Source organism: Vibrio sp. 10N.286.52.F8 (assembly GCF_041468745.1).
GTDB lineage: Bacteria > Pseudomonadota > Gammaproteobacteria > Enterobacterales > Vibrionaceae > Vibrio > Vibrio crassostreae_C.
In genome coordinates this window covers 1-12,337 of sequence record NZ_JBFRJF010000031.1, presented here as the reverse complement: position 1 = coordinate 12,337, position 12,337 = coordinate 1, and the positions used below count along the sequence as shown (strand labels likewise).

The 12,337-nt window shown below is 41.2% G+C and carries 13 protein-coding genes; 7 read left to right on the top strand and 6 right to left on the bottom strand.

Going from position 1 to position 12,337, the window contains the following annotated elements; genetic code table 11:
* Nucleotides 1–185: 185 nt before the first annotated feature.
* Together AB4133_RS15065 and AB4133_RS15060 are read right to left on the bottom strand one after the other, a co-directional pair.
* Complete coding sequence (locus tag AB4133_RS15065; RefSeq protein WP_017062772.1) at nt 186–1,196, bottom strand: helix-turn-helix domain-containing protein; 1,011 nt, start codon at nt 1,194–1,196, stop codon at nt 186–188.
* A 96-nt stretch (nt 1,197–1,292) separates the two neighbouring features.
* Nucleotides 1,293–2,249, bottom strand: a complete 957-nt coding sequence (locus tag AB4133_RS15060) for a helix-turn-helix domain-containing protein (protein ID WP_372224918.1) — start codon at nt 2,247–2,249, stop codon at nt 1,293–1,295.
* Nucleotides 2,250–2,518: 269 nt separating this feature from the next.
* Here AB4133_RS15060 and AB4133_RS15055 point away from each other — a divergent pair, with 269 nt between their 5' ends.
* Complete coding sequence (locus AB4133_RS15055) at nt 2,519–3,283, top strand: EAL domain-containing protein (RefSeq protein WP_017062770.1); 765 nt, start codon at nt 2,519–2,521, stop codon at nt 3,281–3,283.
* A gap of 209 nt (nt 3,284–3,492) precedes the next feature.
* Nucleotides 3,493–5,364, top strand: coding sequence for an MOSC N-terminal beta barrel domain-containing protein (locus AB4133_RS15050; protein ID WP_372224916.1), 1,872 nt, complete (start codon nt 3,493–3,495; stop codon nt 5,362–5,364).
* Between the two features lie 106 nt (nt 5,365–5,470).
* On the opposite strand, the gene nadE is transcribed toward AB4133_RS15050, so the two are convergent.
* Nucleotides 5,471–6,301, bottom strand: coding sequence for an ammonia-dependent NAD(+) synthetase (gene nadE / locus AB4133_RS15045; RefSeq protein ID WP_017062768.1), 831 nt, complete (start codon nt 6,299–6,301; stop codon nt 5,471–5,473).
* Nucleotides 6,302–6,410: 109 nt separating this feature from the next.
* Here nadE and AB4133_RS15040 point away from each other — a divergent pair, with 109 nt between their 5' ends.
* The gene (locus tag AB4133_RS15040) at nt 6,411–6,932 is read left to right on the top strand and encodes a nicotinate-nicotinamide nucleotide adenylyltransferase (protein ID WP_017062767.1); all 522 of its coding nucleotides are present in this window, start codon (nt 6,411–6,413) and stop codon (nt 6,930–6,932) included.
* Between the two features lie 27 nt (nt 6,933–6,959).
* A complete protein-coding gene (locus tag AB4133_RS15035; RefSeq protein ID WP_372224915.1) occupies nt 6,960–7,442 on the top strand; it encodes a hypothetical protein in 483 nt (160 codons plus the stop codon).
* A gap of 132 nt (nt 7,443–7,574) precedes the next feature.
* On the opposite strand, the gene AB4133_RS15030 is transcribed toward AB4133_RS15035, so the two are convergent.
* Nucleotides 7,575–8,201: an AraC family transcriptional regulator gene (locus AB4133_RS15030; RefSeq protein WP_372224914.1), complete on the bottom strand. Its 627-nt coding sequence runs from the start codon at nt 8,199–8,201 to the stop codon at nt 7,575–7,577.
* Nucleotides 8,202–8,376: 175 nt separating this feature from the next.
* Here AB4133_RS15030 and AB4133_RS15025 point away from each other — a divergent pair, with 175 nt between their 5' ends.
* Entirely contained in the window at nt 8,377–9,483 is a 1,107-nt protein-coding gene (locus AB4133_RS15025) for a 1-acyl-sn-glycerol-3-phosphate acyltransferase (protein WP_017062764.1), read from the top strand.
* 181 nt (nt 9,484–9,664) lie between these two features.
* Here the strand turns inward: AB4133_RS15025 and AB4133_RS15020 are convergent, their stop codons facing one another.
* Entirely contained in the window at nt 9,665–10,264 is a 600-nt protein-coding gene (locus AB4133_RS15020) for a hypothetical protein (protein WP_372224912.1), read from the bottom strand.
* A 103-nt stretch (nt 10,265–10,367) separates the two neighbouring features.
* On the opposite strand from AB4133_RS15020, the gene AB4133_RS15015 reads away from it, so the two are divergent.
* On the top strand, nt 10,368–10,664 hold the full coding sequence (locus AB4133_RS15015; RefSeq protein ID WP_017067955.1) for a YnjH family protein: 297 nt from the start codon (nt 10,368–10,370) through the stop codon (nt 10,662–10,664).
* 36 nt (nt 10,665–10,700) lie between these two features.
* Here AB4133_RS15015 and AB4133_RS15010 read toward each other — a convergent pair whose 3' ends face one another.
* Nucleotides 10,701–11,000, bottom strand: a complete 300-nt coding sequence (locus AB4133_RS15010) for a YfcZ/YiiS family protein (RefSeq protein ID WP_017062761.1) — start codon at nt 10,998–11,000, stop codon at nt 10,701–10,703.
* Nucleotides 11,001–11,530: 530 nt separating this feature from the next.
* On the opposite strand from AB4133_RS15010, the gene AB4133_RS15005 reads away from it, so the two are divergent.
* A complete protein-coding gene (locus tag AB4133_RS15005) occupies nt 11,531–11,992 on the top strand; it encodes a TetR/AcrR family transcriptional regulator (RefSeq protein ID WP_004731875.1) in 462 nt (153 codons plus the stop codon).
* Nucleotides 11,993–12,337 lie beyond the last annotated feature (345 nt).

The window sequence follows — 12,337 nt, the reverse complement described above, 5'->3', positions numbered from 1 at the left end:
AGTATATAGATTGTACTGATAATTTAAGTGGGAAAATAATGAGGTATATTGGTTCAATAATATCGAATACGAATGTCAAAACTGTAGAGCTGTGTTTTGAAAGATTGAAGCAAGCAGGAGTTCATCCATCAGAACTATCTTTCGATGGATTGGTACTCCTGTTAATGTGCGCGGAAAGAGACCGCTTAGCAACACTGAGAGCTAATTGAGCATGGGTTTGAACAGGTTTGACAGCCTGTAAGCAAGTTCAAGAACTCGGGTTGAGTAAATAGCTGGCTTGTTTTTATGTGCATTAAAGCTTTAGAATAATAGTGTTTACCAATTTTGATTGCACCGTTGGTTGATTTTTTCTCGTACGAAACAACAGAAAATCCCATTTTTTCGAGTACTTCTGCTGAGCTCTTTATAGCAACTGTTGTGTAGTAGTCGGTAATGTTAGCGCGTTTTGCTAGAAACCTGAATTCTCTATTTAATTGTAGACGAAAAGGTCGCTCGTACAGCGAATGCTGGCTCACCGCAAAATAAGCTAATTTTCGGCTTTTATTATAAGGAACGGTTTTTCTTAAATCTATTTCATCAATCGACTTTTGAGAAAGTGTTTCAATTTCGGAGATCATACCTTCAGTCGTGAATATAGTGCCTATGTTATGTCCTAATAGCTCCCCTGTGACGCTGTCGACATATTTATAGGCAATGAAACGTTTTTCATTGCAATAGTTTAAAAAATCGATTTTATAGAGTCCATGCTTAATATTCTCATCAGAGGTTTTCTCATGAAAAACAAGTACAGAATTTACAATCTCACTATCATTAGAATTTCCAATCGGATATTCACAAACAGGATTGTGTTCGATCATCGATGTTGACTGATAATTTGCTCTGGCGATCAAGTTATTTAAACTACGGTATTTCTCTTCCATCAGAGTATTGAATTGATCAACTCTATTTTTAGAACTAGGGTCTTGATGTTGTAAATGACTAACTTTAGATAGATAAGGCTCAAGATCGTTGGTAAATTCTCGCAAAACACGAATACTACGGCTAAGAGTTGGTTTAGTTGTTCCTCTTTCCCATCGACTAAGTGTAACGGTATCAATGTTCGATAGATCTCCTCCGAGTAAGTTGAGCTTTGTAGCTGCTTGACGTTGTGTTAGTTCATTCGCGATTCGATATTTTTTTAAGTATTCGCCAAACACAGTAGTTTTCTCCAATCTTTTGCATAAGGTGAAGTATTATTATGTGTAGAAACTTAAGATGGTAGGCATCTTAATTTAAAGGCTGTTTGGCTATGCCTAATGATTTTTGATTGAGTATTGGTTATCCCACTGGGTTGTTTTTATGAGGGTTATTATTTCGGGTTGAGAAAGAAGTGTCGCTGTATCAATTTCGTATAAGCAATGTTCGAATGAGCGGTTGCCTAATTTAAAACCTCCTTTTTCTGACTCAATATCAAATGCTATTTTCTTAAATCCAAGTTGCTCTAAAATTTGTCCGCTTTCAGGCCATGCATTAAAGAAATAATAACGTTGAACATTTGAATAGTGAATTAGGTTTATAAATTGAGAAACTAACATACATCGAAATATCTGGAAATTAGAAGAGTAACGATTATAATTACAAACCGATAACTTAGTCGAATTTTTATAACTGACAGATTTTGTCAGGTCGATATCAATGATTTTTGAATGAGTAACTTTGTCAAAATAGTCACTTTCGAATATAAAACTAAGTGAGTGACCTACCAACTGCCCGCTTTCTGTTATAAATCTTTTTAAAATAGCTCGTTTGTTTTGTTGGTAGTCATATAGATTAATGTCGAAAAAACCCTTCGGTGTATGGATGGCTGTTTCGTAAAAGATTTTAAGGCTAGATAGTATCTTGTCATCATCTTTCAAAAGAAGTGGCATCTCAGTAATTAAAGCTGATTGTGGCTCTTGTGGCTCTTCATAACTTAATGATGAAAGCTTCGTTACCCTGTTATTAAAACGAAGTTGTTCAATCTCGTCTAGTAGCTTTGTTTCGTTTGGATTCGGTATTAATTCATAAAAGTCACTCAGGTCAACCTGTAAACAACGCAAGATTCTTAGGCATTTTGCAAGTGTTGGTTTGGTTTTTCCTCGTTCCCAACGACTGAGAGTTACCACGTCTACAGAGCGAAACTCTTCATTTGCAAGGTTTAACTTAACAGCAAGCTCACTCTGAGTAAGACCTAGTGAGACTCTCAATTCCTTTAAATAGTCACCAAACATACATTATCCCTAAGCGTAATTTGATCTAATTGAAGTATAGTCATCTATGATAGTTTATGGCGTTTTTAATAACCTATCTAAAAGTAACAGACTCGAGATTACCGTTTTGAAACGGCATTGTGTATTTGTACAGTAGTTCGTTTAACTACTTATGCAGTTTGTCTTCACGGTTAAGAAGTAGGCATGTAAAGCTACATATGATTTGTTCATGCTAATCCTTGCTAGTTATTGATCTGTAGTATGGATTAATCACAAAAAGAGGTTTGTTTATGAATACGAATATGTTGTCTGAAAATTTACAAGCCGAAGCACTTATTGACGATGTTAATCAGGGATTGTTTTATCCTGTTTTTCAACCGATAACTAATGGCAATGGAACTGTCGGTGCTGAGGTTTTGTTACGTTGGGAAAAAGGGCACGATGTTGAATCGTCAATTCGCTGTCTGTTAGACTCTAAGAAGATTGCATGGTTTACTCAAATATTCTTGTTAAGAGTGTCCGAGGAATTATTGTCTCAGAAGAAAATGATTGATTTTCTGACTATTAATATCTCCCCTGATCACGTTTTAAGTTTCACTTTTCTACGTGATATTTCCCCAATTTGGCAAGCATGTAATAAGTTGGGTATAACCTTATGGATTGAGCTTACTGAGAATGAACAATACCCGGTTGGCATTGACGAGAAAAGGATGATGTCCCAGTTTGGAGTATGTCGTGGTCTTGGAATTAAAATCGCGATAGACGACTATGGCAGTGGTTATAACACTGGTGAAGCACTGATTAGGGTTGTTAAACCGAACATAGTGAAAATAGATCGGTCGTTAATGAGAAACCGGAGTGATAATTCGACCTTTTGGGAGCGTCTTAGATTTTTAGCTCGGAAGTATCAGATTGAATTGTTATCTGAAGGTATAGAAAACCATGAAGATTTACGTTTTGCACAATCGCAGGGCATAGATTATTTTCAGGGCTATCACTTAGGCAAACCTGGCTCATTGAGTCAATTGTCGAAACAAGGTGCAGCATATTGCTGATCTACTTAAAAATAGCGTGAATAAATTCGGGTTACTTTTAGTGTGTAAAGCATCATCGTTAGTTTCAAGAGTTTTAGGTTTGCCGGAACATAATGCCATTCTATTAGTTTAATCATGCCTACTTAGTATCAAGTGTTTAATGCCTGCCAGTTTATCTATTTATAACCATTTGTTAGCATTGGGACAAACAACAAAACATTGGAATCGTTATGTCGCAGTCACCTTTGGATCAAAAGGCTTTGGAGCAAGAGCTTTCAGGTCAACAGCCCTCCTTATCTCAAATTAATGTGTTTCCGGTTAAATCAGTAGGTGGGATTGCACTCTCTTCTGCTTGGGTCGAAAAACAGGGCCTTACCTTCGACAGACGTTTTATGTTGGCCTTGGCTGACGGCTCAATGGTGACGGCGCGTAAGTACCCTAAAATGGTCAAGGTGTCTTCTAGCTTGCAGCCAGACGGTTTGATTTTTACTTACGAAGGCAAAGAACCGCTGCGCCTAAAATATGCAAACTTCAAGATGCAAGAAGCGCCTGCAACAGTGTGGAAAGATAGCTTCACTGCGTATACCACCAACGACGAGGCGGATGATTGGTTTAGCGATGTGCTTGGTGTTCGCGTAGAACTTCTGTTCTGTGGTGAGCAATCTAATCGTGTTCGAGAAAAGCTTGGTCAGAATGTCAGTTTCGCCGATGGTTACCCGATGTTAATCATCAGCCAAGCTTCGCTTGATGAGTTGAATCGCCGTAGTCCTGAAACGCATTCCATGGATCAGTTCCGCACCAATTTTGTCGTCTCAAACACTGAAGCGTTTGCTGAAGATGGTTGGAAGCGCATTCGAATTGGTGAGGTTGAATTCGAAGCGGTGAAGCCTTGTGAGCGCTGTATCCTAACGACAGTCGATGTTGAGAGCGGCGAATTCAGAGCAACAAAAGAGCCACTCAATACCTTTTCTACGTTCAGAGCCAATGAACGTGGTGGCGTTTTCTTTGGTCAGAACCTTGTGGCGAAAAATGAAGGTCTGGTGAAAGCGGGTGACGTTGTTGAGGTACTTGAAACCAAAGAGAAAGAACACTACGAAGACTCTTGGGTCGAGTCACTGCACTTAACTTGCGTCGAGCGTGAAGAGATCGCTCGCGACTTCACAACCTTTTGGCTAGAGCCAGCGAAAGAGAACAATTTATTACCAAGCTATCAGCCGGGGCAGCATCTACCGATTGAAATGGTGATTAATGGCGAGAAAGTGTCTCGTCGTTACACGTTATCTTCTAGCCCTTCACGCGCAGGTCGTTTGGCGATTTCCGTGAAGCGAGTGGACGATGGTCAAATCTCAAACTGGCTCAATGATCACTTCCAAGTCGGTGACACGCTAGTTGCTCAGAATCCAGATGGCGCATTCTACTTAGAAGATAACCCAACACATCCATTACTGCTGTTATCAGCGGGAAGCGGTATCACCCCTATGTTGTCGATGCTTCGTTACTTAGCCGACCATGGTCAGATTGATGATGTGGTGTTCTATCACCAATGCAGCAGTGAAGAAGATATCCCTTATCAAGCTGAGATTGATAAGATCGCTCGCGAACATGCTGGTCTAAGTGTGATTTATTCACTAAGCCAACCAACGAAAGAGTGGGATGGTTTGTCAGGTCGTTTGAGTGTGTCTCATGTCGCCAAAATTGAGGACCTTCATAAGCGCCAAGCATTCGTGTGTGGCCCTGACGGCTTTATGGATAATGCCAAGAAATTGCTGATTCAAATGGGGCTGAATCCTCAGCATTATCATCAAGAAGCGTTTGGTGTTGCTCAATCAACGGAAGAAGCGGTGAAGCAACTGCAGTTGAGCGTTAACGGCTGCCTGTTCGAAGGCAACAACCAATCAACACTACTAGAGCAAGCTGAGTCGGCAGGTGTGTCTATCGCATCAAGCTGTCGCGCGGGTTTCTGTGGTGCTTGTAAAGTGACCCTTGAGTCTGGGCAAGTTCATCAACCTGATGTACCGGCGTTGCAAGAGCATGAACGCAACATGGGGCAAATACTGGCGTGTTGCAGTGTGCCTCAAACTGATATCGAAGTTGTAGACTAACTCGGTAGGTCGGAAGGCCAGAAAGAAAAGCACATTGAATAGAAAAGGCCGGAAGTTCACTGAAATGAACTTCCGGCCTTTTTGATTCTAAGATTAATTCAAACAATTAATCGTAGATCGTTGGGATCGGTTGACGCTTGTGCTGTGTTGCTTTGTAGATGCCTACTAAGCGGTCTGACACGTCTTGAGGGACTTCTTTACCTTCAAGGAAATCATCGATTTGGTCGTAAGAAAGGTTCAATGCTGCTTCGTCGGCTTTCTGTGGATCAAGCTCTTCTAGGTCGGCAGTAGGCACTTTCTTAACCAATAGTTCTGGCGCACCTAGCGTTGCTGCAAGTTCACGAACTTGACGCTTGTTCAGGCCAAACAAAGGCGCTAAATCACATGCACCGTCACCGTGTTTGGTGTAGAAGCCAGTGATGTTTTCTGCTGAGTGGTCAGTACCAATCACAAGACCACCAACGTAACCCGCAATTTCGTATTGCGCGATCATGCGAGCGCGAGCTTTCACATTACCTTTAACAAAGTCGATTTTTGCTGAGTCTGTTGGTAGTAAACCTGTACCTTCAAGTGCAACGTGAGATGCTGCGTGAAGCCCATCAACACCCGCTTTGATGTTTACAGAAACAGATTGAGAAGGCTGGATGAAAGAGAGAGCAAGTTGTGCTTCATCTTCATCTTTTTGTTCGCCGTAAGGTAGGCGAACCGCAATGAATTGGTAGTCGTTGCTGCCAGAGTTTTCATTCAGGCTATCCACGGCCATCTGTGCCAAGCGGCCACAGGTCGTTGAGTCTACACCGCCACTGATACCAAGGATCAGAGACTTGCAGCCTGACTGCTGAAGTTTCGTTTTAATAAAGTCCACACGACGAGTCACTTCGAAGTGAGGGTCAATTGAAGGTAGTACGCGCATTTCGTCACGAATTAACTGTTCCATTCGTATTCCTTTCCTGCAAGCAAATTAAAAATCTAGTGTTATCATACCTAAATAATCCGATTTAAAAACCTCTTTGCACAAGCTTAGAAAGAGAAGGCAGTAATAAACAATGGAAAAAATAGCCATTTTCGGTAGTGCGTTTAATCCACCGAGCTTAGGGCACAAAAGTGTGATTGATTCGTTGGCTCACTTTGACAAAATTCTACTCGTTCCAAGTATTGCCCATGCTTGGGGAAAAGAGATGCTAGACTTTGATATGAGATGTCAGTTAGTTAACGCATTTATTAGCGATCTTTCACTGGATCAAGTGGAGCTTTCTTTGATCGAAAAGAGCCTATTTACCCCAGGTGAAAGCGTCACGACTTATGCAGTGCTCAGTGAACTTCAAAAGTTACATCGTGACGCTGAACTGACGTTTGTTATTGGCCCAGACAACTTCTTTAAGTTCTCGTCTTTCTATAAATCCGATGAGATTACTGAACGTTGGTCTGTAATGGCTTGCCCTGAGAAAGTCAAAATTCGCAGCACTGACATACGTAATGCGCTGATAAGTGGAAGCGATGTTGCAAAATTGAGTACTAAGTCAGTTACAAAGATGTTGCAAGATAGTGGACTGTATCAGATAATGTGAGTTCACTAATCAAGAGGTCAGAGGACTATGCTAAAGAGCGCGATACCAGCGACGTTGATCATGGCAGCATGCAGTATGCCTGCTTATGCTGAATGTGATTTTTTTAGCTTAGATTCGATCATGCTGACTTCTGATGACGACAACTGTTTGGACTTTTCTTCGAGCATTGAGTCTTTTGGCCAACGTATGATGGAAATCAGTGGGCTGAGCGATGATGAACCGGAAAGCACACCGGACTATTGGTCTGACTGGGTTCTTCAAACCAAAGACTCGCCATTGCTGACACAAAGCATTGAGTCAAACTATGTTGGCTTGGGTATGTGGTTTCCAGAAGACCTTGAAGATGAGCAGTATGATATGTCGACTGAAGAGTGGTTGATGAATCATGGTCTTCAACTCAGCATCGGTTTTGGCGAGAAAGTCGAAGGGCAGCCGCGTATGCGCTTTGATTATCGTTGGCACGACTCACGTGACGCCGACCTAATGATGCAGGTTGAGTTGCCATTTTAGACAGGCAGATACACAGATAGATTGCTATCTACGTCTAAATAGTAAGAATTAAAAAAGCCGCAAAAACTCAGTTTTTGCGGCTTTTTAGTATCTGGCTTGCGAGTTTAATACCAGCACTCACTTTCCGGCAAGCTATAAATCTTCACCAAAAACAAGCATACACAGTTGCTCGAACTCTTCTTCTTTACCTGAGAACAGATCATCAATCACAAGTGAACGTTTTTGACCTGACTGCATGCGCTTCTTCGCTTCTCGCATCACCATCACCAGAGTGTGCTCTTGTGGCAGGTTTGAATCATCAATGTTCCATTGATTGAATCGCTGAGAAAGAGGACTTTCACAAAGCAGTGGTTTAAACGACAACACTTCTTGCTTCAATACAGAAAGCATATCTTTAAACGCTTGTTCCGTATTATTGGCATTGGAAGCGCGAGCTTTGGTTTGCTCTAGTTTTTCTAGTAGTGCCGAAGAGAGGTTGGTTTGCGTAATGTAACCCGCTTGTCTTGGGAATGAATCCGTCAAACGAACAGAAAAATCGACACGGTTAACCTGAGTGTTTGGAAAGTAGGTCAGTGACGTTAGGCAGTCGTGTGGAATCCAGACGCTTTGTCCTGGTTCAACGGCATACTCTTGTTTGCCTAACTTAATCAAAACCAAGCCACTTTGAACCGATACAAGGCTATGTTTAAGTACTTTCTTGCGTGGTGTGATCACCAAGTGTGAAAAGTAAGCCGATGTATATTCAATAGCGAAGTTCATAGATAGTACCTTAATTTTGGGGCGTCAAGATTACCGTTAATCTTAAAGAATGCCAACAATAACAGGGGATTTTCAATGTTTCTGGTCTGACCTTGTCAAAAGTATGGGCTCTGTAGCTGCGAGAAGTCAAAACAACGCGTAGAATGAGCCAGCTTTTTATTATATGAATTAAAAAATGACCTCTCCAACCGATCCATATGTTGATATTCGTCCTTACGGCGATGATGAAATTCCAGCGGCACTAAACCGTCTTATTAATGATGAAGAATTTATCAGTGCAATCTTGCACTACCGTTTTTCAAACCATGCGTCTTGGTTCAAAGCATTAATGAGCCCGATTTTGCGTGTGTACTTAAAAATGAAGTGGAGCAAGCTGACTAGCGTTGAATCCATTCAGATTGAAGTGAAAAAGTACTTACGCGACACGTTAGCGAAAACCACTAACGGTGTGACGTACACTGGTATCGAGTCACTGGATGCGAACCAAGCTTATCTGTTTGTATCAAACCATCGTGACATTGCTATGGATCCTGCGTTAGTAAATTACGCTCTGCATCAAAATAATCATCAGACTTGTCGTATCGCTATCGGAGACAACCTGTTGAAAAAGCCATGTGCGACTGAATTGATGCGTTTAAACAAGAGCTTCATCGTAAAGCGTTCTTTGAAAGGACCGCGTGAGATGATGAAAGCGCTAGGGCAGTTGTCTTCTTACATTAAGCACTCTCTAGAAACGGGCAACTCAATCTGGATCGCTCAAAAGGAAGGTCGTGCGAAAGACGGTAACGATTTTACTGAGCCAGCAATTTTGAAAATGTTCCACGTTGAAGGACGTAAGCAAAAAATTGCTTTCCCTGAATACGTGAAGTCATTGAAGATTGTTCCTGTGGCTATTTCTTACGAGAACGACCCATGTGACACGGCTAAAGCGATAGAGCTTTTCGAAAAAGACGTAAACGGCAGTTACGAAAAGGGTGAGTTTGAAGATATCGAAAGTATCATTCAAGGCATCATCGGTGATAAAGGACGCGTTCACGTTGGTTTCGGTCAGGTTATCGACCAAGATTTTGATACGCCTGAAGCGCTTGCTGAAGAGATCGATCGTCAGATCCACGATAACTACAAACTGTTCCCAGTAAACTTGCTGGCAGCAGAAAAAGAAGATGAGTCGATTACAGCGGCCGTTAAACAAGAGTTTGAAGCTAAACTGTCGAGCCTGCCACAAGGTGCGCGTCAGTACTTGATCGATAGCTACGCCAACCCAGTGAAGAACATTGGTTAACGAGCGTTAGTTAGCTTGCTAGTTGATTAGCAACTTGATTGAATTGAAAAAGGAGCCTTGGGCTCCTTTTTTGTTTCTGAATCACCATTTGTTGCTGCGATCGAGCATTAACGTATTAGAGCATTAGAGCATTAGAGCATTAGAGCATTAGAGCATTAGAGCATTAGAGCATTAGCCTGAATTAGCGAGCGACTGCACCACCGAGATCTAGATTGGTTGGCCATTTGGTTACGGTGTTGCCGCCCAGATAGATGTTGCCTTTGACTGTCATGGTCTCGGGGAATGTTGTAATCCCAGAACCGCCTATATAAAGGTCGCCGTCAATCACGATCCCGTTGGGTAACTCGGTTAAAGGAGTGCGGATCACGCTCAGATCGCCTTTTACTCTAAAGCCATTCGGTAGCCTTTCCAGTGGAGTGTCGGTGAGGTTGATAAAGCCGCCCACTCTTACACCTCTTGGCCAGCTGGTGATTTGGCTACCAATCAAGTTGACGTAACCTTTTATCTTAACCCCGCTCGGGACTCGAACGAGTTGGCTGTTAGAGCCTTTAAGGCTGCCGTTCACTTCTAACCCTTTGGGTAGGCGTGTGATCGCAGTATTCTCTATATTGAGATTACCATCTACCACCAAGCCAGTTGGAAGTGATGTATAAGGCTTATTTCGTAGATATAAGTTTCCGTAATTATCGAGATGGTTCAATATTTGATAGTGATCGAGTGGTTCAGCACTGACATTTGTTATGGTTAAGGAACCAATAATAAGTGCAATTATTCTGAGCATAACAGGCTTCTTATTACGATAGACGCTTACACTATAATGGAAAAATTAATCTCGCATAGTGTTTTACCCATTTGGCGGTAGATTAACGAGGAATGGAGCAAAGATGATAGGTAAATTAATGATTAGAGTAAATATACGAATTATTAAGGTCTTTCTGATAGCCGCTTCAGTGTTTGGCTCAATGTCTGCGAGTGCCAACAAAGTAATTTCAACGCCCGGTAAAGCTGCGGTGGTGGTGACACAAGGCGGCCAACAGCAACGAGTTTGTTATTACGATGACAAGGCTTATAGCATTGGGGCAGTGTTAGAGGTGGGGGGCGTAGTGATTCAGTGCGCTGCAGAAAACGATTTTGAGCAAAATGGGTCACTGGCTTGGGTTCAATTAAAAAAAGACGAGTAATTCACTCGTCTTTTAATAAGCATATAAATGCTTATATTAACGCGCTAGAGAGCGAGTCTTAAGTTCAAAAATAATCTTCTCGGCGCTAACTTCAAATTTAAAGCGAGCGTGCAACTCTGTGCTTTCTTCAGTCATCTCTGATGCTTCGAACTCAACGTTGCTAGACACTTGTTTAGCAAGTTCAACATACTTAGCAAACTCAGCTTCAATCAGTGCTTTTGAGTTTCCGTAAACCGTTACTTCAGCAACATCGTCGCCTTCTTTAATGATGAACCCGATTTCGCCTGCACAGCCGCAAGCCTCACATACATCGTTGTTACCAATATCTTGGCTCATAAATAATCCTCTTACAAAGTCTGAGGTTATTCTAACGAGCAATTTGAACTGTATCTACAAAAATTAAAACCTTTGAACTAATTTATACTGGTATGCTATGTTGTTTGTTAAGGTGTTTGATGAATATCTATATTCGCGCCGCCAAATATGTATGTGATTTACCTCACGTTTTGTTGAAGAGGAATGTTATTAATATGTCAGAATATCATTCACTTAGTTGCGCCAGAAATGATTTTATAAGACTATCTATCGCTTGATAGGTATTTATACAATGAATTTTTCGTTGGGTATTTCATATTCTAAGTCGTTATTTAAACTTATCGACTTAGGATTGTAAGGTGATTTTCGAAGAATAATTAGACAAAGTGTCCAAAGAGGCATCACTGTAAAATTGTTCGTACATAGTATTTGTGTGAATTTAGTTATAAATACTTGCGAAAAAATACCTTGCTCACATAATGCTGATAACGATTTTCATTCTGACTTCATTTGATTGAGTTAGATGGATTTACAAAGAGAAGAGCCTGAATATGCCAAAGCGTAGTAAAGAAGATACAGAAATCACGATCCAGAAAATCATGGATGCCGTTGTAGACCAGCTACTAAGATTGGGTTACGACAAGATGTCATACACGACGTTGAGTCAACAAACGGGTGTTTCTCGTACAGGTATAAGTCATCACTTTCCAAAGAAAACGGATTTTACTGCTGCTCTAGACGGTCGTATTTTCAAGATGTTCATGGAACACATTGACTTCGAAAATGGCCTTGACGCATTTTCAGCTAGCTGGGTTGCAGCACTTGAAGACGCTGAGTTCCTAGCAATCTTACGTTTACTTTTCCATCATATCGTTACTGCTGAGAGCGCACATGAGTTCGCTGCAAACGGTATTGATCGTCTATACAAGCTGACTGAAACTCAGTTTGGCGATACTAGCGGTAAAGAACTAGAGTGGTTGATTGGTAAATCATTGATTCGCATGAGTCAGTAATCAACACACGATAAAAGAAGCTCCTACGGGGGCTTTTTTTGTGTCTGCAATTTCTCTTTCTCTTTCTCTTTCTCTTTCTCTTTCTCTTTTTCTCTCGAACTCATATCGCTTCTGCTATCTTGCTTTGTGCCAAATGAAGTTATTTCTTTTCTTTTTATATGCTTACGCTCGAGTCTTACATTCAACCTCAATTGCGAAAAGCTTAGCAACACTAACTGATTATGTTTATTTCTAGAGCCTCAAACGCTCTGGGTGAGCCGTTTTATAGCTTATTGCTATGGTTACTAACAAAATTGAGTTTAAGGCGAGAGAGAGGCTGTGAGCCAATAAAAAAGGTTCATCGCG

Excerpts from the sequence above, each read along its gene's own strand:
- AB4133_RS15060 (WP_372224918.1), bottom strand. The coding sequence starts at position 2,249 with ATGTTTGGTGACTATTTAAAGGAATTGAGAGTCTCACTAGGTCTTACT.
- AB4133_RS15055 (WP_017062770.1), top strand. The coding sequence starts at position 2,519 with ATGAATACGAATATGTTGTCTGAAAATTTACAAGCCGAAGCACTTATT.
- AB4133_RS15050 (WP_372224916.1), top strand. The coding sequence starts at position 3,493 with ATGTCGCAGTCACCTTTGGATCAAAAGGCTTTGGAGCAAGAGCTTTCA.
- nadE (WP_017062768.1), bottom strand. The coding sequence starts at position 6,301 with ATGGAACAGTTAATTCGTGACGAAATGCGCGTACTACCTTCAATTGAC.
- AB4133_RS15040 (WP_017062767.1), top strand. The coding sequence starts at position 6,411 with ATGGAAAAAATAGCCATTTTCGGTAGTGCGTTTAATCCACCGAGCTTA.
- AB4133_RS15035 (WP_372224915.1), top strand. The coding sequence starts at position 6,960 with ATGCTAAAGAGCGCGATACCAGCGACGTTGATCATGGCAGCATGCAGT.
- AB4133_RS15030 (WP_372224914.1), bottom strand. The coding sequence starts at position 8,201 with ATGAACTTCGCTATTGAATATACATCGGCTTACTTTTCACACTTGGTG.
- AB4133_RS15025 (WP_017062764.1), top strand. The coding sequence starts at position 8,377 with ATGACCTCTCCAACCGATCCATATGTTGATATTCGTCCTTACGGCGAT.
- AB4133_RS15020 (WP_372224912.1), bottom strand. The coding sequence starts at position 10,264 with ATGCTCAGAATAATTGCACTTATTATTGGTTCCTTAACCATAACAAAT.
- AB4133_RS15015 (WP_017067955.1), top strand. The coding sequence starts at position 10,368 with ATGATAGGTAAATTAATGATTAGAGTAAATATACGAATTATTAAGGTC.
- AB4133_RS15010 (WP_017062761.1), bottom strand. The coding sequence starts at position 11,000 with ATGAGCCAAGATATTGGTAACAACGATGTATGTGAGGCTTGCGGCTGT.
- AB4133_RS15005 (WP_004731875.1), top strand. The coding sequence starts at position 11,531 with ATGCCAAAGCGTAGTAAAGAAGATACAGAAATCACGATCCAGAAAATC.